This is a genomic window from Hymenobacter sp. 15J16-1T3B (genome assembly GCF_020711235.1).
Taxonomy (GTDB): domain Bacteria; phylum Bacteroidota; class Bacteroidia; order Cytophagales; family Hymenobacteraceae; genus Solirubrum.
On the sequence record NZ_JAJFAV010000008.1, the window covers coordinates 164,629 to 189,263 of the forward strand.

A 24,635-nucleotide genomic window follows, 5' to 3' on the forward strand; every position below is an offset into this window, starting at 1 on the left:
TGCGTGGGGCGCCGCGGCGGGCTTTTTCGCATCTGCCGGGCCGGCCCGGCAACGCGCCGCGGCCGAACGCAGTATTTATCCGGACCCGGCCGCGCCGCCCGGCCCCTCGGCCGACGCGCCCGCGCTTCCCCGCATGATTCCGCAGTTTTTATTCGCCACCGGCATCGAAAACAGCAACCCGACCATTCAGAACGGCCGGGTGCGCATCGATGAAATGGCCAAGTGCCGCCACTACGAGTTCTGGCAGAAGGATTTCGACCTGGTTGAGGAGCTGGGTATTCACTTTCTGCGCTACGGCCCGCCCATTCACACCACCTGGCTGGGCCCGGGCAAGTACGACTGGAGCTTCGCCGACGAAACCTTCCACGACCTGGGCCGCCGCAACATTTCCCCCATCGTCGACCTCTGCCACTTCGGCGTGCCCGACTGGGTTGGCAACTTCCAGAACCCGGACTTCCCGCAGCTGTTTGCCGACTACGCCCGGGCGTTTGCCGAGCGGTTTCCCTGGGTGCAGCTCTACACCCCGGTCAACGAAATGTTCATCTGCGCGCAGTTTTCGGCCCTGTACGGCTGGTGGAACGAGCAGCTGACCACCGACCAGGGCTTCGTGACGGCGCTCAAGCACATCGTAAAGGCCAACGTGCTGGCCATGCACGTCATCGGCGACGTGCGGCCCGACGCGCTGTTTATCCAGAGCGAGTCGTCAGAGTACTTCCACGCCGAAAACCCGGCGGCCATCAAGCCCGCCGAGCTGATGAACGCCCGCCGCTTCCTCTCGCTGGACCTCAACTACGGCCGGCGCGTGGACTCGGAGATGTACGAGTACCTGCTCGACAACGGCATGACGCGCGAGGAGTACCACTTCTTCCTCAAGAATCACCGCCGCCACCAGTGCATCATGGGTAACGACTACTACAAAACCAACGAGCACCGCGTGCGCGCCGACGGGAGCACCACCGCCGCGGGCGAAGTCTTCGGCTACCACGTCATCACCCGCCAGTACCACGACCGGTACCGCCTGCCCGTGATGCACACCGAAACCAACCTTTGGCAGGGCCCCTGCGGCGACGAGGCCGTGAACTGGCTCTGGAAAGAATGGGCCAACGTGCTGCGCGTGCGCAACGACGGGGTGCCCATCGTGGGCTTCACCTGGTACTCGCTCACCGACCAGGTCGACTGGGACTCGGCCCTGCGCGAGGACCGCGGCATCGTCAACCCGCTGGGCCTCTACGACCTGGACCGCAACATCCGCCCCGTGGGCGAGGCCTACAAGCAGCTCATCCAGGACTGGTGCCAGGTGCTGCCCGCCCAGAGCGTGTGCCTGCAGATGCCCATCGTGATGCCGCACGAGGCCAATCAGCAATGGGCCCAGCACAAGCAGGACCAGGCCGAAGCCCAGCAGCACGACAAATCGACCGTGGCGGCCAATACTGCCTCCACCGAAGCGTAGGCTGGGCGTGGTTCTGCGCCCAGCACAGGTCAGCCTTCATGGCTTTTACAGAGAAATAAGCCTACTCTGTGCCCCCACGGCCAGCGGGGCCGTTGTAAGCACCTTGGTTCGGTTACGCCTCAGACCGGCCGCTTTCCGCGCATGTCACCACTTCACAACTTCACCATTTCACCTTTGCCCACAGATGCGTTTTCAGGATAAAGTTGCCATTGTTACCGGCGGTGCCAGCGGCATCGGGCTGGCCATTTCCAAGCGGTTGGCCTCGGAAGGCGCCCGCCTCGTACTCGTGGGGCGCAACGAAAAGCAGCTCGCGGATGGCGCCGAGCAGGTCAAGCAAGCCGGCGCGCCCGAGGTGTGGGGCAGCGTGTGCGACGTGTCGGTGGAGGCGCAGGTGGAAGCCACCGTGAAGGGCACGCTGGAGCGTTTCGGCCGGCTCGACATCATCGTGAACAACGCCGGCTTGATGCTCTTTAAAACCATTGAGGAGCTGACCGGCGACGACTGGCTGCGCGTGCTCAGCGTGGATTTGCTCGGGGCCTTCTACTTCATCAAGCAGGGCTTTTTGCGCATGAAGCCCGGCAGCACCATCGTCAACGTGTCGAGCATTCACGCCATCGAAACCTCTCCGCTGGTGGCGCCCTACGCGGCGGCCAAGGCGGGCGTGAACTCGCTCACGCGCACCGCCGCGCTGGAAGGCAAGCCCAAGGGCATCCGCGTCAACGTGGTCATGCCCGGCGCCATCGACACGCCCATGCTCTGGGACAACCCCAACGTGAAAAGCGGCGTGGAAACCATCGACAAGGCTGACGTGGGCCGCCCCGAGGACGTGGCCGCCACCGTGGCCTACCTCGCCTCCGACGACGCGGCCTTTGTGCAAGGCGCGGAAGTGCGCGTGGACGGCGGCCGGCTGGACCGGCTCTAGCCGGTCTGCCTGACTAGCCCGCATAGGAGTCGAGGTAGATACCCAGAATGCCACCTGCAGCGGGTGCACGCGCCGCAAACCGCAGGTCGACCGAGTCAAGGACCATCCTCAAGCCTTGCACCACCAACGCAGACCTAGCCGCCAACTGCCAGTGCGGTAAACCAGCAACAACCAGAAAAGCGCAGCCACCACGGCCCGGATGAACGGGCGGCGGGGCTGCGCTTTTCTGTTGGGGCGGCGCACGAGCCAGATTCTGGATTACGTCGACTTGCGGTTCAGCTGCGCCTCGGACCAGCGTTTTGGGTGCGCTGGGCTGGCCCCTGGTTCGGCATGAGTAGCTAGGAACTGCGCGAGGATGATGCGCAGCGCATTTCGGCCCCGCAGCGGCAGGCTGCCCGGAGAAGTCCGTTTCGCCGTGCTGTTCTTCGGCACGGTGTAATCGACAGACCGACACTAGACCCTGCGCCGCTGGGCCGGCTCTCTTCCGGGGCCTCCAACGCTCGGCTTGCCGAGAATCGGGCGCCGGGCGGTAACTTGCCCCGGGCCGCGGCCGCCGCACTTTCTTCGGCGCCGCCTCCGGGTCCGGGCGGTCCTGATTTAACGAACGACGACGATGCAGCGGGTTTCCCTGACCGAACTGGCCAAACAACTCAACCTCTCGCCCTCCACCGTGTCGCGCGCGTTGGCCGACCACAGCGAGGTGAGCGAGGCAACCAAAGTGCGGGTGCGCGAACTGGCCCGCGCGCTCAACTACCAACCCAACCAGCTGGCCGCCGCCCTGCGCCGGGGCCGCAGCAACACCTTGGGCGTGCTGGTGCCGCACATCACCGGCCACTTCTTCCCGCAGGTGGTCCACGGCATTGCCACCGAGGCCAGCCGGGCCGGCTTCACGGTGATGATCTGCCAATCCAACGAGGATGCGCAGCAGGAACGCAAGAACATCGAGCTGCTGCGCCACAACCAGGTAGAGGGCATCCTGGTGTCGCTGGCCAACACCACCCAGGACTTCAGCCACTTCGAGGAGCTGCGCCAGCAAGGCGTGCCGCTGGTGTTTTTCGACCGCGTGGTGGAAGACTTCCGCGGCACCAACGTTTCGGCCGTGGTGCTCGACGACCACGCCGGGGCCTACCAGGTTACTTCGCACCTCATCGAGCAGGGCTGCCGGCGGATTGCGCACTTCACCGGGCCGCTGCACATGAACATCCACAAAAACCGCCACCAAGGCTACCGCGACGCCCTGCAGGCCCACGGCCTGCCCCTCGACGAGCAGCTCATCGTGCACTGCGAACAGTCGCAGGCCGGGGGCACGGCGGCCATGCAGCAACTGCTGCGCGAGCTGCCGGCGCCGCCCGACGCCGTGTTTGCCTCCAACGACCTGGCGGCGGTGGGCGCCATGCGCGTGGCCAAAGCGGCCGGGCTGCGCGTGCCCCAGGACGTGGCCGTGGCCGGCTTCAGCAACGAAACTTTCACCACGCTCACCGAACCCAACCTGACTTCCGTGGACCAAGGCTGCGAAACCATGGGCATATCGGCCGTGCGCCTGCTGCAGCAAATGCTGCACACCACCGCCGAGCACCGCCAGCCGCAGCCCCGCAACGTGGTGCTCAAGCCCCAATTGCTGGTGCGCGAGTCGTCCTTGCGCAAGCCGCGCGAGTAGCCCGCGTCGGGTGCCACGCTCGCGCAGCGGAGCTCGAACCCGTGGCCGGCCGCAAATGCGCATGCCACACGGGCGGGCCCAAGCAGTGAAAGACCGAGCTGCTGGCGCCAGGATGTAGCAGCTATTGCGCCCATTAGCCGCCTCGTCGTTCCCTGCGCTTTTCCAACTTCGCCAGAGTAGGGCGCGGCCAACCCGAGCAGCTCGTTTGGCTCCTCGCCTGCCGCCCAGCCCGCGCCCTTGTCCACCTCATTCTGCCCAACACCAGAAAACCCGGCTACCTTCACCCGCAACTTCACCCGGCTCACCCGGGGGCTATGTCCCCCCTACGGCCGCCTACACTGCGCGGGCAGGGCCGGCTACCGTCACCCATGTACAAGGCACTCGTCAAACCAGCACTGTTTACCCTCGACGCCGAGCGCGCCCACCACTTTGTGTTCGACAACCTGCGGCGGGCGGCCCGCGTGCCGGGAACCAAAGCCCTGCTACGCAGCCTCTACGAGGTGCAGCACCCGAGCTTGGTCCGGGAGGTGTTCGGGCTCAAGTTCCCCAACCCGGTGGGTTTGGCGGCGGGGTTTGATAAGAACGCGGCCCTGACGGATGAGCTGGCGACGCTGGGCTTCGGGTTTGTGGAAATTGGCACGGTAACGCCCCGGCCCCAGGCCGGCAACCCGCAGCCGCGCTTGTTCCGCCTGCCGCAGGACGAGGCATTGGTCAACCGCATGGGCTTCAACAACGACGGCGCGGCGGCTGTGGCGGCGCGGCTGGCCAGGCGCCAGAACCGGCAGCTCATCATCGGCGGCAACATTGGCAAGAACAAAGACACGCCCAACGAACGGGCCGCCGAGGACTACGTGGCTTGTTTTGAGGCGCTGGCGGAGCAAGTCGACTACTTCGTGGTCAACGTGTCGTCGCCCAACACGCCCAACCTGCGCCAGCTGCAGGAGAAAGAGCCCCTGATAGACTTGCTGCAACGCGTGCAGGAACGCAACCTGAGCCGCGCCCAGCCGCGCCCCCTGCTGCTGAAAATAGCCCCGGATTTGACGGATTCGCAGCTGGACGACATTCTCGACATTGCCCGCGAAACCAAGCTCAGCGGGCTGGTTTCGACCAACACCACCATCAGCCGGGAGGGCTTGGTCACGGATGCCGGGCAGGTGGCCGCGTTGGGGGCGGGCGGCCTGAGCGGGCGGCCGCTCCGGGCGCGGGCCACCGAGGTCATCCGCTACCTGCACCAGCGCAGCCGGGGCGAGTTGCCGATTATCGGCGCCGGCGGCATTCACTCAGCAGCCGATGCGCAGGAAAAACTAGCCGCCGGCGCCTCGCTGGTACAGCTGTACACGGGCTTTATCTACGAAGGCCCGGCGCTGGTGAGTCGGATCAACAAGGCGCTGATTCGGGGGTAGCATGGTGCCGGCCAAAGACAAAACAGCCCGTAAGTACTAAGTGCTTCACGGGCTTGACGGCTTGCCGCTAGCGCGTGGCGGTCTGCCAATTAGGCGGAATAAAGAGCTGGTGTTAGCATGGTTTGTGCCGGCCAAGCACCAGTTAGCCCGCATGCCCGAACCGAACGGTTGAAAATTCGGCGCCCGAAAAAATTACTGTTACCGATGAAGTGCCGGGCGTAACAATGCCGTAGTTTTGCACCGTGCTTCAACCAAAAGACTCGTTGATGAAGCGCGGGGCCTTGCTCGGCAAGGAACCGCGAGAGGACCAAAAGGTCTTCGCCCCCGCCGGTTTTCCCGCTTTTGCCTCCGGCGTTTCCGTTGTTTTTTCTGGTTGTTGCCCCGCTGCCGTTTCGGATTTCGAAACGGTTTTTTTGTGCCCAATGGGTTCGGCGGCGGCGGCCCTGCGGCCTATTCGCAGCACCAACAGCGCGAAACGCAACTCGCCTCTGGGCACCGTCACCCTTGCTCCTACCCGCGGCAGCGCCCCCAGCGCCTCGGCCCGCCCCGGCCGCTCGTTGCGCCGTCGTGGGGAGCGGCAGAACAGCCTTCACACCGTCCGTTTTAGCTAGACGACCTCACTTTTCCTCGCCTTCGGTATGGCACGTAAAGACCTGCTCGACATTGCATCCCTTCACCGTGAGGAAATCGAGTTCCTGCTCGACCAATCCACGTCTTTCAAGCAGCTGTTCACCCAATCGGTGAAAAAAGTCCCCGCCCTCGAGGGCAAGTCCGTGCTCATGCTGTTCTACGAGCCCAGCACCCGCACGCACACGTCCTTTGAAGTCGCGGCCAAGCGCCTCTCCGCCGAGGTGACGAACTTCGACATCGCCCAGTCGTCCATCACCAAAGGCGAATCGGTGCGCGAAACGGTGGAAACGCTGCAGGCCATGCGCACCGACTACATCGTCGTGCGCCACGGGCGGTCGGGCCTGCCCGGCATGATTGCCCGCCTCACCAAGGCTTCGGTCATCAACGCCGGCGACGGGGCGCACGCGCACCCGACCCAGGCCCTGCTGGACGCCTTCACCATCAAGGAGAAATTCCCCAACCCGGTGGGCAAGAAAGTCCTCATCATCGGGGACATTCTCCACTCCCGCGTCGCACGCTCCACCAGCACCCTGCTGAAAAAGCTGGGCATCGACGTGGCCTACCTCGGCCCGGGCTCCTTGGTGCCCAAGTACGGCCCGGAAAACATCCGCCGCTTCACCAACTACGAGGAGGCCATGGCCTGGGCACCCGACTTCGTGTACCTGCTGCGCGTGCAGATGGAACGCCAGGACGTGCAGTTTTTCCCCAGCCTGCGCGAATACCACCGCCTCTACGGCATCACCAACACGCGCCTGGAGGAAATCCGCCAGCGCGGCCTCTACCTCATGCACCCCGGCCCCGTCAACCGGGGCGTCGAGCTGTGCGACGCCGTGATGGACTACGAGCGCAGCCTGATCAACAACCAGGTCGAAAACGGCATTGCCGTGCGCATGGCCGTGCTCGACTGGCTCACGCCGGGCGGGGAAGCGCCGAAGTCGGAGCCGACGTTTGAGCGGTCGTTTGCCCCGCTTCCGCACCTGACGGCCTAGCCCTCGGCCCCGGCCGTGCACGCCGCAAGCGGCGGCTTCCGCCCTTTATTTGTCCCTCTGATAGCCCGGACCTCCCACCCTCTCTTGCCCGTTTACCGCAATCAACCCTCCATGCTTCTTCTTCAAAACGCCCGCATCGCCTCCGAACATTCACCTGCACTTCTCGAGGGCGACGTCCTGATTGTCGAAGGAAAAATCCGGGAAATCGGCCCCAACCTCGCCGTTCCCGAAGGCGCCCGCGTCATCGACGCGCGCGGCCGGCTGCTCATGCCGGCCATGTTCGATGCCCACGTGCATTTCCGCGCCCCGGGCTTTGAAAACAAGGAAACCATCACCACCGGCAGCGAAGCGGCCATCAACGGCGGCGTCACCGGCGTGGTGATGATGCCCAACACCCGCCCGGCCATCGACTCGGCGGCGGTGGTGTCGACGGTGCTGGAAAGCGCCCAGCGCAAGGCCCGCATTCCGGTGTACACCTCCGGCTGCGTCACCAAGAACCGCGAGGGCAAGGAGCTGGCCGAAATCGACGGCATGCGCATGCTCGGGGTGAAAATGCTCACCGACGACGGCGACACCACCAACGACCCGGCGGTGCTGCTGCGGGCCATGCAGTACGCCACCGAGTTCGGGATGTTCTTTGCCAGCCACTGCGAAGTGCCGGAGCTGGCCGGGCCGCGCGCCCTCAACGAAGGCGTGATGAGCTACCGGCTCGGCATCAAAGGCTCGCCGGCCTGCGCGGAGGAAATCATCATCGACCGCGACATTCGCCTGGCCCGGGCGGCGGGCGCGCACATTCACATCCAGCACGTGTCCAGCAAGATGGGCATGGAAACCATCCGCTGGTGGAAATCCCGCGGTGACGTGAAGGTGACGGCGGAAGTGGCCCCGCACCACCTGCTCTTCACCGACGAGCACATCGGCGACTACGACACGAACTACAAGATGAACCCGCCGCTGCGCACGCAGGCCGACTGCGACGCGCTGCTTGAGGGGCTCAAAGAAGGCGTGTTCGACCTCATTGCCACCGACCACGCCCCCCACACGCCGTTCGAAAAAGCCCAGGACTTCATCAGCGCGCCCAACGGCATCACCGGCCTGGAAACGGCCCTGGTGTCGCTCTACCACTACTTCGTGCGGCCCGAGAAATTCGGCTGGGACCTGGTGGTGAAGCGCTATTCGGCCGAGCCCCGCCGCCTGATGGGCCTGCCGGTGCCCACCATCGAAGTCGGCCAGCAAGCCGAGTGCCTGCTGTTCGATACCGAAGCGGAAACGACTTTCACGAAGGAATTTATGAAGTCCAAATCCCAGAACACGCCCTTTATCAACCAGACGTTGAAAGGCCGGGTAGACCTGGTGATTTTGGGCACGGAAATCCTGCTGGAGCGCTAACATATAGTTGCGCTGGGAGCTGTATTGTTCAGGCTCCTTCTGCGCTTGCGGGCCGCCGCTAGTGCTGCCGCATTAGTTTTGCGGCATCGGCCAAGGGCATTCCAGCGGAATGTCCGTTTCATCAGAGGGCAATGCCCAGCCCCGTTTACCAGGCTCACCATGAGTACCCCTTCCTTACCCAACGCCTCATCCCCGGATAAACCCCTGGTCGGCGTGGTCATGGGTTCCAGCAGCGACTGGGACACCATGCAGTATGCCGTGCAGATTCTCACCGACTTTGGCGTAGCCCACGAAGCGCGCGTAGTATCGGCCCACCGCATGCCCGACGACTTGTTTGCCTACGCCGAACAAGCCGGCCCGCGCGGCTTGCAAGCCATTATTGCCGGCGCGGGCGGTGCCGCCCACTTGCCGGGCATGATGGCCGCCAAAACGACGGTGCCCGTGCTGGGCGTGCCGGTGGCCAGCCGCCATTTGCAGGGCGTGGATTCGCTGCACAGCATCGTGCAAATGCCCAAGGGGGTGCCGGTGGCCACGTTTGCTATTGGCAACGCCGGCGCGGCCAATGCCGCGCTGTTTGCCGTCAGCCTGCTGGCCCTGCACGACGCGGACCTAGCGGCCAAGCTGCTGGTGTTTCGCGCCGAACAGACCGAAGCCGCCCGCGCCATGAAGCTGCCGGTATGAACGACCACCTTCACGTTGCATCCATGAGCCCGATTTACCCCGGTAGTGTGGACGCTGCGGGCCAGCGGGCCACCCTGGGGGTGCTGGGCGGCGGCCAGCTGGGCCGGATGTTTGTGCACGCCGCCCAGCGCCTGGGCTACTTCACCGCCGTGCTGGACCCGGACGCGCAAAGCCCGGCCGGGCTGGTGAGTCACCACCACATCCGGACCGGCTACGACGACCCGGCCGGGCTGGCGCAACTGGCCCAGTTGTGCCAGGCCATTACCACCGAGTTTGAGAACGTGCCGGCCCAGGCCCTGCAGACGCTGGCGCAGACCCGCCCCGTGGCGCCGGGTGCGGCCGTGGTGGGCATTGCCCAAAACCGCATCGAGGAAAAAGCCCACTTTGCGGCCTGCGCGGCCGTGTCGGGGGTGAGCTGCGGGCCCTACGCGGTGATTGAAACGCCGGCTCAGCTGCAGGCCGCGCAGACCGACCGGACGGATTTGCTGCCCGGCATCCTGAAAACCGCGCGCCTGGGCTACGATGGCAAAGGCCAGATTCGCGTCAAAACCGCCGCCGAACTGGCCACCGCCTGGACGGAGCTAGGCGGTGTCGCCTGCGTGCTGGAAAAGATGCTGCCGCTCACCGCCGAGTGTTCGGTGCTGGTGGCGCGTGGTTGGGACGGGCAGGTGGTCAGTTTCGCCCCGCAGCGCAACGTACACGTGGATGGCATTCTGGCCGTGACCCACGCCTACGAAGGCAATCTGCCGCCTGCCCTGGCCGACAGGGCCCGCGAGGCGGCCGTTTCCATCGCGCAGCATCTGAGCTACGTCGGGGTGCTGTGCGTTGAGTTCTTCGTGGTGGACGACGGCAGTGAGCACGGCGGCTTGGTGGTCAACGAAATGGCCCCGCGCCCGCACAACAGCGGCCACTACACCCTGGACGCCTGCGACGCGTCGCAGTTTGACCTGCAGGTCCACGCCATGGCAGGCTTGCCCCTGCCCCAGCCGCGGCAGCACTCCCCGGCCATCATGCTCAACCTGCTGGGCGAGGTGTGGTTCGATGCCGGCGGCCAACGGCGGGCCCCGGACTGGCACGCCGTGCTAAGCCTGGCGGGCACGCACCTGCACCTGTACGGCAAGGAACACGCGCGCGCAGGCCGCAAGATGGGCCACCTGACCGTCACCGGCCCGGACGTGGCCAGCGTCAAGACTGTGGCGCGCCGCGCCGCCGGTCTGCTCGGCTTGCCGGGCCTGGAGGCCATTTAGAAACCATGTGAAGGAGTGGGACGGTGCGTCACCCTCGACGACCGTCCCTTCATTCTTTTTCATTGCGGCCGCGCTGCTCGCCATGGTTGAATTTTGACTTGGCGCGCTTCCAAAGTATGCGCGCTGAGCGGGCGGATGGGGTGCAGGACCGTACCGGCGCATTGAGCACCACGCGCAACCGAACACCGGCGTAGGCAACGGGCTTGTGACTACATCCTAACTGCCAAAGTGCCGGTTAGGGCTGCAGGCTCGCTACGCCACGGCTCATTACCCAGCCTTCTTCCCCGTTTGTCCGCTGCACCTTCACCCATTCCGCATAGGAGGCTTGTAGGCGCACCGTCTCTCCCTCCTGCAGGGTGAATAGTTGCCGCGCCGCGGGCCCGGGCCCGATCCGGCCGGCCACGCGGGCATCGACTACCACGGCCGGCGCCCGGTGGAGCAGCATCGTCGCTCCGAGTGCCAGTAGCGCTGCGCAGGTCAGCAGCCCGTACCGGCTCCATTGCAGCAGCCGGGCCCGGCGGGGGGCAGCTAGGCTGAGGGCCGCCAGTAGCAGCGCACCGGTTCCCACCAGCCCGAACAGCCCGAGTTGCCCGGCCACATCGGCTGCCCGGGCGCGCTGGTAGCTGACTGGGATAGGCAGCAGGCCCCGCCGAAGCAGGGCCTGCTGCACCAGGTTTCGGTTTTGCACGAGCTGCGCGTCCCAGGGGGCTAGTTGCAGGGCTTTTTCGGCGTGGTACCAGGCCCAGCCCAGCTGGCCGAGCCGGTAGCGGGCAATGCCGGCGTTGCAGTGCAGCTCCGCCCGCTCCACCCCGCGCCGGCGCAGCTGTTCGTACGCCCGTACGGCGCCGGCGTACTCGCGCCGCGCCAGCAAGGCGTTGCCGTGCTCGAAGTCCCGCGCCACCTCGGCAGCGCGGGGCCCACCGGCCAGAGCCACCAGGCTAACGAGCAGTAGCCAGCCGCTGGTCAGGAGCTTGATCATGGAGGTAGGTATCTAGTTGGTGGATCAGGCCGGCCAGCTTCGTTTGCTGCTGCGGCCACGCGCACTGCTCGGCGCCGGCGCCGGCAAACCGGAGCTTGTAATGCCGCTGCAGTTCGTGCAGAGTTTGCGCCCGCACCGGTGCCGGCAGGGCCTGCACCGCGGGGTGAGTGGCAAAATCGATGAGCGTGAAGGCGGACCGGGGCCAGGCTAGCTTGCGGCACAGGTAGGTAATCAGGATTTCGTCTGCCGCCAGGCAGCGCGCCTCGGCAGCGGATACATCGGGGCGCGCGGCCACACGCCGCAGGGCCCACAGCGCCCGGTACCGGGCCACCTTGCCACGCCCGGGCAGGGTGTGCGGCGGCAGCTGCCGGTAATAGTGGAGGCCGGCGCCCAGCCCTAGCAACAGCCCCGTCAGCCCCAGCAGCAGGTAAAAGCGGCCGGAGCCGTAGAACCGGTAGTAGTCGTGGGCCTGGTACAAGCTGGCCTGCACGAACAGCCGGGGCTGGGCGGCCCGGCGTTTGGCTGAAACCCGCGCTGGCGCCGGGGCCGGCGGCCCCGACGTAACCCGCCACGTGTAGGCGGGCGCCACGTATAGGCGGTACTGGCCCGCAGCCGGGTCGAAATAGCCGATGCGCAGCCCCGCCACGGTGTAGGTGCCGCGGTACTTGGCGTACAGCTCGCCGGTATACGTGTATTCCGCCCGCAGGCCCGCCTCCGTCAAGCGCTGCCCGCGCTGCTCCGCCCCGCCGAACAGCTCTACGTGGGCGGGCAAGGCGGGTGCGGGCAGCGCAAACAGCTGCAGACTGCCCGTACCCCGAATTTTCAGCTGCAGGGCCAGGCGGCGGCCGTCGGATACGGCCGGCCCAAACCGGGGCTCAAACTGAAACTGCCCCACGGCCCGGGCAAACGGAATGGAATCGGGTACCGGAGGCAGGGCCAGCACCGGCAGCGTCTGGGCCGGGGAGCGGAGCGTGCGGGTGAGAATGCGCGGCTCCCCGAAAAAGTCCTCGGGGTCGGGTGGCGCGCTGATTTTGTAGCGCAGCGTGACGACGGGTAGGGGCAGCGGACCGGCCACCTGGGGCGTCACGGCGTATTTGCCGAGCTGGCGCACCCGGTATGTGGCCCCCTGCCACCGCTCGGTGGTTTCCACCTCGGAGCGCGGATAAGCCTCCACCAAGCAATTGGGAAAGGTTACTTCCAGCTCGTTTTCCGGGTCAATCAGCGCCGTGCGGTAGTAGAGCAAGTAACGAATGACGATGGTCTGGCCGGCGTACACGCGCTGGGGGCTGACCTGCGGCCGGATGAAAAACGCGGCGGCCGAGTCCGGCGCAGCGGCCACGCAGGCGGACGCGGCGGTTACTAGCAGAAGCAAGCCGCTCAGCAGCGCGCGCCTTACCAGCCACCCGAAATTCATCATTGCCCGAACACTAGCTCTTGGTATCATAGCCCGACCGCTCAATAAGCTTTTTCATCCGACACGGCCCGCACCTCGCGCTGCTTTTTGGCCAGGGTTTTCGCCCTGACGGCACTTTCGTTATCCGCCACCATGCCCAGCAGGCCGCGCATCTGCTCATGCGACAGCGCCATTTCCTCGCTGGCCCCGTCCTGCCCGGTCGTTTGCGGGGATTTGCTGGAGGCGTTCTGCTCTGGCTCGGCCCGCCGACGGTCAGCCGAGGGGGCCTGGGGCGGCGGGGTGGGCCGAGCGGCCGCGGCGGCCTGGTGGTGTACCAGCAGAAAATCCTGGCGGATGCGGGCATCGGTGCGGGCGCTGAGAAGCGCCTGCCGGTACGCGGCTTCGCTGCGCTGCAAATCGTGGAGCTGGTAGTAGGCGTTGCCCAAGTTGGCCCACACCTGCGGCCGTTGCGCCGCGGGGCCGGTGGCCAGCAGCTGCCGGTACAGCCGGATGGCCTCGGCGTAGCGGCCCTGCTGGTACAGGGCGTTAGCCAGGTTGAAGCTGATGGCCGGGCTGCCCGGCGCGGCGCGCAGGGCGGCGCGGTAGGCCACCTCGGCGTCGCCGGGGGCCTCGGCATAATAGGCGCGCTGGCCGCGCCCGAACTGCAGCCAGTACTGCCCGGCCCGCAGCAGCGGCCGCGCCCCGAGTAGCAGCGCCACAGCTAGTCCGGCTGCCAGGGCGCTGGTGTTAATCAGGCTGCGCATACGGGCGAGCATAGAGGATGGAAGGCAGGGCCAGCTCCACGAGCAGCAGCACCAGCGCTACCAGCAGGCATACCCGAAACTGCGGCTGGCCCGCGGCCAACCGCCGGGCGCCGGCCGGTGGGGGCAGTTGCTGCGCCGCCTGCACGAAGCGGGTAGCCACCACTTCGTAATCATCCAGCTGCTGGTAGCCGGCGGGCTGCTCGTGCACGAGGCGGCGCAGCCGGGCCGCGTCCAGCGCGGAACGAATGGGTTGCCCCTGCGGGTCGAGCTTGGGGCGCAGGCGCGCGCTGCCCGGCACCCCTTCCCAGACGGGCCCGCCCTGCGCCGTGCCCACCCCAATAGCAAAGACGTGAATGCCCGCCCGGAGCAGCGAATCCGCCACCTGCTGGTCGCGCCGGGCGTGGCTTTCCCCGTCGGAGAGGATGCACACGACGCGGTTGCCGGGCGGGTCGGGGCTGAAGACCAGCGCGGCCAGCGTCAGCGCTTCGGCCAGGGAAGAGCCCTGCCGGGAAAGCAGCGCCGGCGTGATGCTGCTGCAGGCTTGCCCCACGGTGGCGTAGTCGGTGGTCAGGGGCAGGTAACGCTGGGCGTTGCCGGCAAATACCACCACGCCCACCTGCTCGCTGCGCAGCTGCCGCACGATGCTGCCCAGCGTCAAGCGGGCCTGCGTCAGCCGGTCGGGCACCACGTCCCGGGTCAGCATGCTATTCGACACGTCGACCACCAGCACCAGCTGCGTGGCGCGGCGCACCCAGCCGCCCCGTCCCGCCCCCAGCGGATTGGCCAAGGCCAGCACCAAAGCCAGCACGACCAGCAGCGGCAGGGCCCAGCGGGCGTACGTCAGCCACCGCCGCCCGGGGGCCGGGGGCCAGGCGGTCCGGGCGGTGTAGTAGCGGCTCAGGGCGTAGGCCGCCAGCAGCAGCGGCAGCAGCCCGGCGTAGCGCAGGTAGTGGGGCGCTTCAAACGTCATCATCACGACAGGGAGCGAAACAGGGTGAGCCGCAGCGCTTCGGCGCCGAGGAAGAAGCCCAGCGCCGCCCACACAAACCAGCGGTAGTGGTGCTGGTACTGCAAACGGCTGCGGTAGCCGGTGGGCGCCTGCTCCAGGGCACTGATGGCGGCGTAAATCTGCCCGAGCGCGGCCGCGTCGGTGGCCCGAAAAAACCGCCCGCCGGTGCCCTCGGCCACGCGCCGCAGCGCCGGCTCGTCGAGGCTTACGCGCACGTAGTGGTAGATTTTCTCGCCGGCTAGGGTGTAGCGCGGCATGGGCGCCAGGCCCGTGCTGCCGATGCCGATGGTGTACACCCGGATGCCGTGTTGCCGGGCCAGCCGGGCCGCCGTGGCCGGCGCCACGAATCCGGCGTTGTTTTCTCCGTCGGTGAGCAGGATGACCACCTTGCTTTTGCCCTTGCTCAGGCGCAGGGCATTCACTGCCGACGCCAGCCCCAGCCCAATGGCCGTGCCGTCGGCCAAAACCGGCTCGTTGAGCTGGTTGAGCTTGGTTTGCAGAAAGGCGTAGTCCTGGGTGAGCGGACACCAGTTCAGGCTTTCCCCGGCGTACACCACCAAGCCCACCCGGTCCCCGTCGCGCCCGGCCACGAAGCGGGAAATAACGGTTTTGATGCCCTCCAGCCGGTTGGGCTTGATGTCTTCGATGAGCATGCTGGCTGAAATGTCCAGCGCCAGCACGATGTCGATGCCGGTGGCGGGCAGCGGCTGCCGCCGCACCACGGCCGTCCGGAAGTCGGCTAGGGCCAGGATGAGGGCGGCCAGGGCCAGCAGCCGCAGGGCAAACAGCACGTCCGGCGGCGTCAGCCGCTGCCGGCGCGCTTGTAGGCGCTCGGGCAGCGCGGCCAGCAGAAACGCCGGCTGCCGGTGGCGCCAGTAGCGCAGGTGCAGCCCCAGCAGCAGCGGCAGCGCGGCCAGCAGTAGCAGCCACCCGGGCTCGTGAAATGCGGCGTGTGGCATCATGACTGGGGCTGTTGTAGTAGAACGTGGGAATCATCCGGCAACTCCGCCACCGCCTGCCGGACGCTGGCCACCAGTTGCCGTTGCGCCGCCGCATCGGGGCGTAGGGGCGCGAAACGTACCTGGCTCAGGGCACCGAGCGCCGCGCTCAGCCGGGCGTGTTCGGCCACCGGTGCCCCGGTCCCCAAATGGGCGCGCAGCAGGTCGGTGAGTTGCTCGGCCACGGGCTCGTCCAGCGCCTGCCCGGCGGCCAGGCGCTGCTCCAGCCGCGTGAGCTGCGCCAGCAGCTGCCGGTGCCGCGTAGCCGCGGGCCGCGACCGGTAATACCGCCCCAGCACGAACCCGCCTGCCACCAGCAAGGCCCCCACGGCCACCCAGCCCCAGGGCCCGGCGGCCAGGCTTTGCCCGACGGTCGGGCCGGGCCGGAGAGGATGCAGGGCGGTGCGCAGCGGCTCGGCGGCATACTGTACGTCGATAAGTGGCGCGTAGAGGGTATCGGGGCCGACGGCGCCGCTGAGCACCACCGGCAGCGGCCCTAGCCGGTGCCGGCCGGCCTCCACCAGCGTAAACACCACAGCGTGCTGCCCCGTGGCAGCCCCCGGCCCGGCCTGCAGCAGCACCACGCCAGGCAGCCGGGCCAGGTGCTGGTCGAGCACCTGCCACTGCACCTGCCCGGGGTGGCTCAGCCAAAACGTGGCCGTGACGGGCTGGCCCACCCGGCCCGGCCGCGGCGCCAGCTGCACGTGCACGGGCCCGGCCGCTTCGGCCCCGGAACCGGCGGCGGCCAGCAGCACTGCCCCCGCGAAGGCGACCAGACGGCTCATGGGCGCAGCTGCAAAAAGCGGATGAGGTCGGGCAGGTAGTCGCCGGCGGCATCGAGGCTCACGCGGCGGGCGCCCGACTGGGCAAATGCGGCCTGAAAGCGGGCTTCCAGCTGCGCGTGCTCTTGCTGGCAGCCGGCCCGAAACGCGGCGCCCGAGGTGTTGACCCAGCGGCTCCGGCCGCTTTCGGTGTCCTGCAGCTGCAGCCAGCCCACGGCGGGCACCGCGTGCTGCCGCTCGTCGGTCAGGCGGATGGCCACCAGTTCGTGCTGCTGGGCCAGCAGGCGCAGGGCCGGGGCGTAGTCGGGGGTCAGAAAGTCGGAAATCAGGAAAACCAGGGCGTTTTTGCCGTGGCTGTTCACCAGATACGACAGTGCCCCGGCCATATCGGTAGCCCGGCTGATGGGCCGCAGCGCCACCAGCTCCTGGGCAATGCGCCAGAAGTGCACGCTGCCCCGCCCCGGCGGAATCAGCCGTTCGATTTTGTCGCTGAAGCACAGCACCCCTACCCTATCCTGGTTGTCGAGGCCGCTGCTGGCCAGCGTGGCGGCCACTACCAGGGCGGCGTGGTAGCGGCTGCGCCCGGCGCTGGTGTGCGTCACCGAGCGGCTCACGTCCACCAGCAGCCAGATCAGCCGCTCCCGCTCCTGCGCGTACGTCTTCACATAGGCGTCGCGGTAGCGGGCCGTCACGTTCCAGTCGATGTCCTTCACGTTGTCGCCGGCCTCGTACTTGCGCAAGTGGTCCAGCTGCCACCCAGCGCCCTTGCTGGCGCTCTGAAACAGCCCGGCCAGCTGTTGCTGGGTCAGCGTCTGGCTCAGCACCTGGGCGCGGCGGACGGCTTGGATGAGTTCCTGCAGTTCCATGGGTGGAGAAAAAATCGGGGCCGCCGGCCGGGGTCAGGGCATGGGAATGGTGGCCAAGATGGTGGCCAGCAGGGCGTCGGCCGTCATGCTTTCGGCGCGGGCCGCGTAGGTCAGCCCAATGCGGTGGCGCAGCACGTCGAAGTACACCCGGCGCACATCCTCGGGCAGCACGAAGGAGCGCTTCTGCAAAAAGGCCTGAGCCCGGGCCGCCAGGGCCAGGTTGATGCTGCCCCGCGGCGAGGAGCCGAACCGAATCAGGGGCTGGAGCTGGGCCAAGCCGTACTGCTGCGGGTAGCGGGTGCAAAACACCAGATCCAGGATGTAGCTTTCCACTTTCTCGTCCACGTACACGCGCCGCACCAGTTCCTGGGCCCGCAGCACCTCGGCCAGCGGCAGCGCGGGCAGTCGGTCTTGGGGGCGGGGCTCCAGGTGGTGGCGCACGATGGTGCGCTCCTCCTCCAGCGAGGGATACGAAATCAGCACCTTGAGCATAAACCGGTCGAGCTGGGCTTCCGGCAGCTCGTAGGTGCCGCCCTGCTCGATGGGGTTTTGGGTGGCCAGCACCAGGAAGGGCGACTCCAGCGCGTAACTGCTGCCCCCGATGCTAACCTGCTGTTCCTGCATCACTTCCAGCAGGGCGCTCTGCACTTTTTCGGGCGCCCGGTTGATTTCGTCGGCCAGCACCAGGTTGGCGAAGACCGGCCCCTTTTTCACACTGAACTCGTTGGTGTGCAGGTTGAAAATCATCGTGCCCAGGATGTCGGCCGGCAGCAGGTCGGGCGTAAACTGGATACGGGCAAACTCAGCCCCAACGGCCTGCGACAGAGCCTTGACGGCCAGCGTTTTGGCCAGCCCCGGCACGCCCTCCAGCAGAATGTGCCCGTTGCCCAACAGCCCCACCAGCAGTTTCTCCAGCAAATCCTCTTGGCCGACGATGGTTTGGCGCAGACAGGCCCGCAGGTCGTCCACGAAGGAGCCCGCCTGCTCGATGTCCCGCTCCAGCTCGTGCCACACCCGCGTTTCCAATACCTGTTCCATCCGATAGTTGTCGTTTATCCGCTTGTGCTTCCCGGAGCCCGCGGCTGCCGCGCCCGGTCCGGGCCTTGCTAGTTCGGGGCGAAGGCGTAGTTCTTTTTCAGCTGCGTGTACTGCGTGCGGTAGTTCTTGATCTTGTTGAATTCCATCAAAAAGGCATCTTCCTGGGTTTCCACGTCCTCCTTGCGCAGCCGCAGCCGCTGCAGCTGGTAGGCCTTTTCGAATTGCTGCAGGGCTTTGTCGTACTGTTTGTCGCGGGCGTAGGCGCAGCCCAAGCCGAACACGGCCTGCGGGTTGTCGGGCCGGTGGCTCAGCACCTGGTTGAAGTGCCCGATGGCGTCCGCGTTGTTGTTCAGGTACAGATCGAGCACGCCGTAATTCAGGTAGAACAGGCTGTCGAGGCCCTCGGTGGCCCGGGCGCACACCCGGAAGTCCTTGGCGGCGGCGGTGTAGTTCTTGTTGCGCATATAGCTCAGGCCCCGCAGATAGTACGTTTCGCGGGCTGCGCGGCCGCTGTCCGCCTTCAGGGCCGCGCTGAAGTTGCCGATGGCCTGCTCGTAGTTCTTGCTGTTGAGCAATACCTTTCCGTTGGCGTGGTAGTACTTGAAGAGCGGGGCGAGCTTGATGGCCTGCTCGTAGCTGCGAATGGCCTTGGGCGCGTCATTTTGGGCGGCGCTGGTCAGGCCCAGCCAGTACAGCGCTTCCGCGTTCTTCTTGTTGCTTTGCAGGGCCTTATCGGCCGTCATGCTAGCGTTGACGTACTGCTTCTGCTGGTAGTAAGACTGGCTCAGCAGCTGGTAGGCCAGCGACAAATCCTGGGTACTGCTCGCCACCAGCGCCTCTTGGTTTTTCTTCTTAGCCGTCTCGATGACCTGTTCCAGCACTTTCGCCGCCAGCGACAAATCCTTGCTGGCTTCGGCGTACTGGGCCATTTCCACCTTGGTGGAGCCGCGCTCCAGCAGCGCCTTTACGTTGCTCGCATCCGATTCCAGGGCCGCCGTGTAGCTGCTCAGCGCCAGCGGGTACTGCCCCGTCTGCTGGTAGATTTCCCCGCGGCGCAGGTGCGCCGCCGAGTACTTCGGATTGCAGTCGAGCGCCTTCTGGTACCGCTCCAGCGCCTGCTCGTATGCCCCCGCGGCCGGCGCCTGGGCCAATTTGATTTCGCCTTTGCCGTACCAAGCCAGTTGATTGCAGCGCCGGATGGAAATAGCGCAGTCGTACGCGCTGTCGGCCTTGGCCAGCTGCTTGGCCGCGAAAAGCTTAAGCGCCTGGTCAACGTACTCCTTGCTGGCATTTTCGACCTCCAGCAGCTGAGCGGGCGTGATGCCAATGGCCTCGGCCATGGCGAAGTCCACGCCGGCGTTGGTTACGTCTTTGAGCGCCAGGTAGCACTTGCCCCGCATGTAGTAGGCCGCGCTGTTCTTGGCGTCCTGCTTTGCCACCGTGTTGAAGGTGTTCAGCGCATCGGCGTAGCGTTTGAGGCGGTAGAGCACCGTCCCCATTTCCATGCGCGCCGCTCCGGCGTCGGGCAGCAGGGTAATGGCCTGCTGGTAATAGCTGAGCGCCCGGTCGTGGTTGTCCAGCCCGTTGGCCACATCCGACAAATCCCGCCACCGGGCCATGGCCAGCAGGTAACTGGGCTTTTCGGGGGCCGAGTCCAGCGTGTTGTTGGCCACCACTTCGTAGTCGGTAATGGCCCGCGCGTAGTCCCGCTTGTGCGTGGCGTAAAAGCTCGCCCGGGCCAGCCGTGCATCCACGTAGTTGGGAAAGGCCACAATAGCCTTGTTATAAAATTCCAGCGCGTGGTCGAGCGACCATGAGCCCGTCATTCTTTTTTCGGCCGCCAGCTGATTGGCCCTCCCTTTATAATAATAAAGCTCGGGAAAGCTTTTTTCGTCTTTTTTATTCTTTTTCAAAATATTATCACAGGCCTCAATCACTGCCGCATAATTACCGGCCTCTAATCGATTTTTGGGCAGTTCGATTTCCTCTAGCTTTTTAGAAATAGTGGTAATTTCTGCATCAATCCCGGTGTGCGCCTCCGGCCTAATCGTCAGCGCTTCTTTGTAGTACTGCAGGGCGTCGCTGTAGCGCCGCTCGTTGCGGGCCTGGTCCGCCTGCGACTTCAGCGTTTCAAAGTTGTGCCCCGACACCAATCGTTTGGTATCCAGTATTTTTTTATCAAGCGCCGGCGTCAGCGGCTTCAGCTCCTTGGCTTTGCCGTAGAACTCCAAGGCCTCTTGGTATTGCTTGTTGAGACGGTACTTGTTGGCCTCCACCAAGTACTCGTCGAAGGCTTCCTGCTTCTGCCGTTCCTCCAGTTGTCGGGCCAGTTGAAATTCCTGCTGCTCCCGCTCAAAGTCTTCCCGGCTCACCAGGCTTTCTGCTTCCGAAGAGTTACTGGCAGACAGTATTTGCACGTTATTTTCCGTCGACTCAATGGGCGCGGCCGGGTCGTAGTAGCTAATGCCGATAATAAAGGCCTTCCAGCTGCTGCTCACACTCAGGAACCGCACCAGCGCCACGCGCTGCCTGACCGGATAAGGTTTGCCGCTTAGCTTGTGTACACCACCAAATTTCTGATCAAACTTTACTTTTGCATAGAAATAATCCTTCTTCTTGATATTAGAAACCACGACATTATCAATCGATATATTATAATCCGCAGTTTTCTCGTATTGCAGATCGAAATTATTTAAGTATTTCCGAATCGGCGTATCACTAGCATTAACCGGGCTCTGCTGCGGGTCGAGGTCGTCCTCGATTATAGCTTCTCCGTCAAGAAACAATTGAAACTTTGAGGCTTTATAACTATTCTGAATATATCCTTCCAGCTCACTTGGCACGTTATCGTTGAATGCCACCGTGTTCAGTAAATCCCGGTACTCGCCCACAATTGTTTTGGCCTGGTAAGTCATTTCCTTGGCATCACGCAAGGAAATCTTCTCCTGCGCAAAACCAGGTTGCGCCGGCCAAGCCCAAAGTGCCACCAGGGCAATGAACAGTCCGCGAGCTGTTGCCGTACTGGCTATTGATAACGTAAACCCAAACATGGCCAATGACTTAAGAAGGTATTTTGACGAGTTTACTTATTAGCCAACCCGAGTTCTGCGACTGTCGGTTAAACTGCTTGATTTCAATACGCCAGCCTTTTATTTGCAAAAAGCTATACGTAGTTGATGTTGCCTGAATAATTTTTAATTTATTACGCAAACAAGCATCAATGAACAAGTTTAAATTGCGGCTACGACCAGCAGAAGCAATTACAAAATTGCCGATATTTTCAGGTTTCTGGGTAGCCAAATCCAGATTCATAAACCCGATAGCGTGACTCATCGGATTCAACGACGTCAATGAGTCAACTGGCTGCGGGCATTCCATAATACCATTCTGAGCTGCAACAGCCATAGTTTGCCGCATATTACTGTCAGCATACTTTACATCTACAATCACCCATTTGGCGCTGCCATCGGCGTATGCCTTCCGTTGCATAATCAGCATGGCCGAATAAGGCTTCCCGCAGTAACTGATTCGACAGTTGACCCGCGCAAACCAATTGCCGGAATTAAAATCCAGGTATTGGGGGTTGTCAACGCTGGACACTTGCTTGATAAAGGAATTTATGTCCCCAAAATTCCAATTGCTGCTCTTCGTATTAAAAAGACTTTTTATCATCTTTTCCCTACTTAGAGAAGAGGATGGATATTTTTTCTTTAAGTATTCGTTGATGAAAGCCGACTCCTCGTTGTTGAATCGTTCAATAAATTCATCAACTTGTTTTACTTCCCAAGCAAAATACACTTCGTATTCCTTCTCGTAGCTCTGCGCTGACAGCAACATCGGCACGAGCGTGAGCAACAGCAAAAGAGTGGCTTTGAGCTTCATAAGAGTATTTCGCTGTGGGTGTTGAGCGCATTAAGAACCTTATCCCATTAGGCAATTCCTTCGTTTACCAGCCTACCGAATAGGTGTGCCTGTCAGTCACGCCAAGTGTAGTATGTGCAGAAGCCCACTAGGGACTTAGCAAACCTGACGTTTGCTAGTTACCAGGAATAAAATCGCGTGCCACCTCGCCTATTAGGCATTGGCACCAAGTCATCATCCTGAACTATTGAAATGGAAACGCGTTAATCAAACCGCGCTACCGACAACATCATATTTTTTTGGTTTCTACCACGCCGATATCTCCTAAGTACACTTCCCACGACAGCATTGACTCGCCGTTCAGGGCTTTTTGATAAGGCCTTATCACGACCTCAACGGTACGTTTCGTTATATCACCATAAATAATTTTTCCATCAACGGTGCCCTTGAACGTTTGCACAAACGTCACGACACCATGATAACTACCGTCTGTACCCTTAACAAAATTAGACACGTAACTAAGGTTTGCGTATTCAACTTTAACCTTATCAAATTGCGTGCTTCGGAGCTTTAATCGCGTCAGATAATCACGAACTTTGTATTTCTTATTTTCAATTCCACTAGCAACAGAAACCTCTACTCTTGAATTTTGATCCGCAAATAAGTCACAGGCCATATTAATTGCTTTATTTGCATTTTCACGGTCATAATTTACGGCGGTTATGGTCTGAATATAATTCGTGAATTCCTTAATTTTATCTAATCCCTTGCGCTGAAACTCCTCGGTATTCATCGGGTTATCCACCCCCGCCCCTGGCTTCGTCTCTTTGGCGGTTCTGGCGGCGGCCGGCGCGGCCGCGTCTGTCCCGGCCGACAGCAACGAACTGGCCGATAAATTGGAGCCGGTCAACAAATCCTGGATGAACCGTTGGCTGGCCAGGAGCACCGGTTGCGCTTGGACCGGGGCCATGAACACCTGATGGGTGCCGTTGCGCCGAATCAGAAAGCACAGGCCTGCCTTGGGCACCGTCAGTTTGTTGCCCTGGGCATTGCAAACCACCTGCGTTTCCGTTTCGCTCAGGATGGTGGTGGCCATTGCTTTGCCGCTGGCATCCACCAAGACATCGTACTGCTTGGCCTTGACGTCCGGGTTCATGAACTCTTCTCGTTGCCTTTTGGTCAGCGACTTGTTGTTGGCAAGAACCAGGTAGCTGCCGCTCTGATTGAAAGCGAAACTGATGTCGCTGTTGCTGCGAACCGCCACAGGCTTACTGAAGTCACTCACGTCCATCACCACGCTTTGGCGGTCGGAGATTTCCGTAATCCGCTCGGGCATCTTCGTCCCATCCACCAGGTATACTAGGTATTGCCCGGCCAGCGGATGCACGACGAGCATCAGTAATAGTAGCCCCCAATATCTCATCTTGCTTGTTCTACTTTGGTAGGGATGTGAACACGCCCTTTCGGCGGCCGCGTCGGGCGGCCGTTGGCGCTTATGAGAGTGTGCTGTAGCTCATCCAGGGCGTCCTGCCCGATGAAAGGCCTCCGGTTTCTGTTCTAGCGAGTAGGACAAGTACAATCGAAGCGCCGCACTACTAAAGTGCAGATTTTTATTAAAATAATCAAGTAAAATAATGCCTTTTTCATTGTCGGTCACCTGTTGGGGCAATGGCCCATCGTCGGCGACTGACCAGCAATTGCCGGCTACTCGTCAGCTGAAATTGGCCGGTTAATCCGGGCCGCCTCCACTGACATACCGGCGCCTAACGCCCATAAAAAAAGGCTACTCCGAAAGAGTAGCCACTGTAATGTCGAGCCGGGGAAACCACCCTGCCGGCGGCGGTTAGCGGGTGTTCCACACGCCGCTGCGTTCCAATCCAGCGGATTGCTGCAGATAGCCTCAATCATCTTGTAAAATGTGCGCAGCCAGTACGCGCCAGGATTACAAGCCGTCCACCTGCGGCTTATGCCTTTCTTTGTGGATCAGTCTGTTATCGTCGTACACCTACCACTGGGCCTCACTTGGTTTGGTTGCGTCGGCCACATTCGGAGCCTAACCGGCCTGTGGTTCAAACGCAAACCGGACCCGGACCTCCCGCGGCAACCGGCAGGAGGTTCGGGCCCGGCTGTCGTTTTACACCCACTTGTTGTCCAGGGAGGCGCCGTTGACGTCAATCTTGTTGGCTGAAATAACCATGCTCAGCACCATGGAAGCCTGAGCACCGCCGCCGCGGGCATCAAAGCTTTCCGTGTACCCCACACAATAGGCTTCTTTGAAGGCAATTTCCTTCATTTTGGAATCCTGGTCGCCGCGCTTAAACACGATTTTACCGTCGGCGCGCTTGTAAGGATCCAGCATCCAGCTGATGAGCTTGACGCTGTCCGTCGATACGACCGTCACTTTGATGGTACCACCCTGCACCACCGAGGAAGGCCGGCCCTTGTCGTCGGTGGTTTGATTGAAGGAGTAGCCGCAGCTTACAACTTCGCATTCCTCGCTGCCAGCAGCGTCAAAAACAGCACTAAATGAGGCCATTGTGTAATTGGTGTTAGTTGAAAAAGAAAGAAAAGGGTACT

20 protein-coding genes are annotated in these 24,635 nt (G+C 63.3%); 8 read left to right on the top strand and 12 right to left on the bottom strand.

Translation table 11 applies throughout. The features are described 5' to 3' along the window. Positions 1–133 precede the first annotated feature (133 nt). The 8 genes from LJ737_RS15095 to LJ737_RS15130 all read left to right on the top strand — a co-directional run bounded on the left by LJ737_RS15095 (position 134) and on the right by LJ737_RS15130 (position 10,368). On the top strand, positions 134–1,450 hold the full coding sequence (locus LJ737_RS15095) for a family 1 glycosylhydrolase (protein ID WP_227767155.1): 1,317 nt from the start codon (positions 134–136) through the stop codon (positions 1,448–1,450). Between the two features lie 184 nt (positions 1,451–1,634). Then, positions 1,635–2,372: an SDR family NAD(P)-dependent oxidoreductase gene (locus tag LJ737_RS15100; protein ID WP_227767157.1), complete on the top strand. Its 738-nt coding sequence runs from the start codon at positions 1,635–1,637 to the stop codon at positions 2,370–2,372. Positions 2,373–2,985: 613 nt separating this feature from the next. After that, a complete protein-coding gene (locus LJ737_RS15105; RefSeq protein WP_227767159.1) occupies positions 2,986–4,029 on the top strand; it encodes a LacI family DNA-binding transcriptional regulator in 1,044 nt (347 codons plus the stop codon). 368 nt (positions 4,030–4,397) lie between these two features. Continuing rightward, on the top strand, positions 4,398–5,432 hold the full coding sequence (locus LJ737_RS15110; protein WP_227767160.1) for a quinone-dependent dihydroorotate dehydrogenase: 1,035 nt from the start codon (positions 4,398–4,400) through the stop codon (positions 5,430–5,432). A 638-nt stretch (positions 5,433–6,070) separates the two neighbouring features. Beyond that, positions 6,071–7,051, top strand: coding sequence for an aspartate carbamoyltransferase catalytic subunit (locus LJ737_RS15115; RefSeq protein WP_227767164.1), 981 nt, complete (start codon positions 6,071–6,073; stop codon positions 7,049–7,051). Positions 7,052–7,162: 111 nt separating this feature from the next. Further along, a complete protein-coding gene (locus tag LJ737_RS15120) occupies positions 7,163–8,440 on the top strand; it encodes a dihydroorotase (RefSeq protein ID WP_227767167.1) in 1,278 nt (425 codons plus the stop codon). 159 nt (positions 8,441–8,599) lie between these two features. Beyond that, positions 8,600–9,121: a 5-(carboxyamino)imidazole ribonucleotide mutase gene (gene purE, locus LJ737_RS15125; protein ID WP_227767169.1), complete on the top strand. Its 522-nt coding sequence runs from the start codon at positions 8,600–8,602 to the stop codon at positions 9,119–9,121. A 23-nt stretch (positions 9,122–9,144) separates the two neighbouring features. Further along, entirely contained in the window at positions 9,145–10,368 is a 1,224-nt protein-coding gene (locus tag LJ737_RS15130) for a 5-(carboxyamino)imidazole ribonucleotide synthase (protein ID WP_227767171.1), read from the top strand. 235 nt (positions 10,369–10,603) lie between these two features. Here LJ737_RS15130 and LJ737_RS15135 read toward each other — a convergent pair whose 3' ends face one another. From LJ737_RS15135 to tssD, 12 genes are all read right to left on the bottom strand, one after another. Beyond that, on the bottom strand, positions 10,604–11,347 hold the full coding sequence (locus LJ737_RS15135) for an SH3 domain-containing protein (protein WP_227767173.1): 744 nt from the start codon (positions 11,345–11,347) through the stop codon (positions 10,604–10,606). After that, entirely contained in the window at positions 11,307–12,719 is a 1,413-nt protein-coding gene (locus LJ737_RS15140) for a hypothetical protein (RefSeq protein WP_227767175.1), read from the bottom strand. The genes LJ737_RS15135 and LJ737_RS15140 overlap by 41 nt, the downstream gene beginning before the upstream one ends. 83 nt (positions 12,720–12,802) lie before the next feature. Beyond that, positions 12,803–13,504, bottom strand: a complete 702-nt coding sequence (locus tag LJ737_RS15145) for a tetratricopeptide repeat protein (protein ID WP_227767177.1) — start codon at positions 13,502–13,504, stop codon at positions 12,803–12,805. Beyond that, on the bottom strand, positions 13,488–14,477 hold the full coding sequence (locus LJ737_RS15150; RefSeq protein ID WP_227767356.1) for a VWA domain-containing protein: 990 nt from the start codon (positions 14,475–14,477) through the stop codon (positions 13,488–13,490). The genes LJ737_RS15145 and LJ737_RS15150 overlap by 17 nt, the downstream gene beginning before the upstream one ends. Next, positions 14,477–15,475, bottom strand: a complete 999-nt coding sequence (locus LJ737_RS15155; protein ID WP_227767179.1) for a vWA domain-containing protein — start codon at positions 15,473–15,475, stop codon at positions 14,477–14,479. The genes LJ737_RS15150 and LJ737_RS15155 overlap by 1 nt, the downstream gene beginning before the upstream one ends. Continuing rightward, entirely contained in the window at positions 15,472–16,296 is an 825-nt protein-coding gene (locus LJ737_RS15160) for a hypothetical protein (RefSeq protein ID WP_227767181.1), read from the bottom strand. Before LJ737_RS15160 ends, LJ737_RS15155 begins: the two co-directional genes overlap by 4 nt. Beyond that, positions 16,293–17,159, bottom strand: coding sequence for a DUF58 domain-containing protein (locus tag LJ737_RS15165; RefSeq protein WP_227767183.1), 867 nt, complete (start codon positions 17,157–17,159; stop codon positions 16,293–16,295). Before LJ737_RS15165 ends, LJ737_RS15160 begins: the two co-directional genes overlap by 4 nt. Positions 17,160–17,192: 33 nt before the next feature. Further along, on the bottom strand, positions 17,193–18,197 hold the full coding sequence (locus LJ737_RS15170) for an AAA family ATPase (RefSeq protein WP_227767184.1): 1,005 nt from the start codon (positions 18,195–18,197) through the stop codon (positions 17,193–17,195). 68 nt (positions 18,198–18,265) lie between these two features. Then, positions 18,266–20,695, bottom strand: a complete 2,430-nt coding sequence (locus LJ737_RS27150; protein ID WP_227767186.1) for a tetratricopeptide repeat protein — start codon at positions 20,693–20,695, stop codon at positions 18,266–18,268. A 562-nt stretch (positions 20,696–21,257) separates the two neighbouring features. Beyond that, positions 21,258–22,079, bottom strand: coding sequence for a hypothetical protein (locus tag LJ737_RS15180; RefSeq protein WP_227767188.1), 822 nt, complete (start codon positions 22,077–22,079; stop codon positions 21,258–21,260). Between the two features lie 268 nt (positions 22,080–22,347). Further along, complete coding sequence (locus LJ737_RS15185; protein WP_227767190.1) at positions 22,348–23,454, bottom strand: hypothetical protein; 1,107 nt, start codon at positions 23,452–23,454, stop codon at positions 22,348–22,350. A 738-nt stretch (positions 23,455–24,192) separates the two neighbouring features. Then, positions 24,193–24,594, bottom strand: coding sequence for a type VI secretion system tube protein TssD (tssD, locus tag LJ737_RS15190; RefSeq protein ID WP_227767193.1), 402 nt, complete (start codon positions 24,592–24,594; stop codon positions 24,193–24,195). Positions 24,595–24,635 lie beyond the last annotated feature (41 nt).

Coding starts and splice junctions, on each gene's coding strand:
- LJ737_RS15155 (WP_227767179.1), bottom strand. CDS start 15,475: ATGATGCCACACGCCGCATTTCACGAGCCCGGGTGGCTGCTACTGCTG.
- LJ737_RS15110 (WP_227767160.1), top strand. CDS start 4,398: ATGTACAAGGCACTCGTCAAACCAGCACTGTTTACCCTCGACGCCGAG.
- LJ737_RS15135 (WP_227767173.1), bottom strand. CDS start 11,347: ATGATCAAGCTCCTGACCAGCGGCTGGCTACTGCTCGTTAGCCTGGTG.
- LJ737_RS15185 (WP_227767190.1), bottom strand. CDS start 23,454: ATGCTCGTCGTGCATCCGCTGGCCGGGCAATACCTAGTATACCTGGTG.
- LJ737_RS15130 (WP_227767171.1), top strand. CDS start 9,145: ATGAGCCCGATTTACCCCGGTAGTGTGGACGCTGCGGGCCAGCGGGCC.
- LJ737_RS15095 (WP_227767155.1), top strand. CDS start 134: ATGATTCCGCAGTTTTTATTCGCCACCGGCATCGAAAACAGCAACCCG.
- tssD (WP_227767193.1), bottom strand. CDS start 24,594: ATGGCCTCATTTAGTGCTGTTTTTGACGCTGCTGGCAGCGAGGAATGC.
- LJ737_RS15100 (WP_227767157.1), top strand. CDS start 1,635: ATGCGTTTTCAGGATAAAGTTGCCATTGTTACCGGCGGTGCCAGCGGC.
- purE (WP_227767169.1), top strand. CDS start 8,600: ATGAGTACCCCTTCCTTACCCAACGCCTCATCCCCGGATAAACCCCTG.
- LJ737_RS15165 (WP_227767183.1), bottom strand. CDS start 17,159: ATGGAACTGCAGGAACTCATCCAAGCCGTCCGCCGCGCCCAGGTGCTG.
- LJ737_RS15120 (WP_227767167.1), top strand. CDS start 7,163: ATGCTTCTTCTTCAAAACGCCCGCATCGCCTCCGAACATTCACCTGCA.
- LJ737_RS15145 (WP_227767177.1), bottom strand. CDS start 13,504: ATGCGCAGCCTGATTAACACCAGCGCCCTGGCAGCCGGACTAGCTGTG.
- LJ737_RS15170 (WP_227767184.1), bottom strand. CDS start 18,197: ATGGAACAGGTATTGGAAACGCGGGTGTGGCACGAGCTGGAGCGGGAC.
- LJ737_RS15150 (WP_227767356.1), bottom strand. CDS start 14,477: ATGATGACGTTTGAAGCGCCCCACTACCTGCGCTACGCCGGGCTGCTG.
- LJ737_RS15105 (WP_227767159.1), top strand. CDS start 2,986: ATGCAGCGGGTTTCCCTGACCGAACTGGCCAAACAACTCAACCTCTCG.
- LJ737_RS15160 (WP_227767181.1), bottom strand. CDS start 16,296: ATGAGCCGTCTGGTCGCCTTCGCGGGGGCAGTGCTGCTGGCCGCCGCC.
- LJ737_RS15115 (WP_227767164.1), top strand. CDS start 6,071: ATGGCACGTAAAGACCTGCTCGACATTGCATCCCTTCACCGTGAGGAA.
- LJ737_RS15180 (WP_227767188.1), bottom strand. CDS start 22,079: ATGAAGCTCAAAGCCACTCTTTTGCTGTTGCTCACGCTCGTGCCGATG.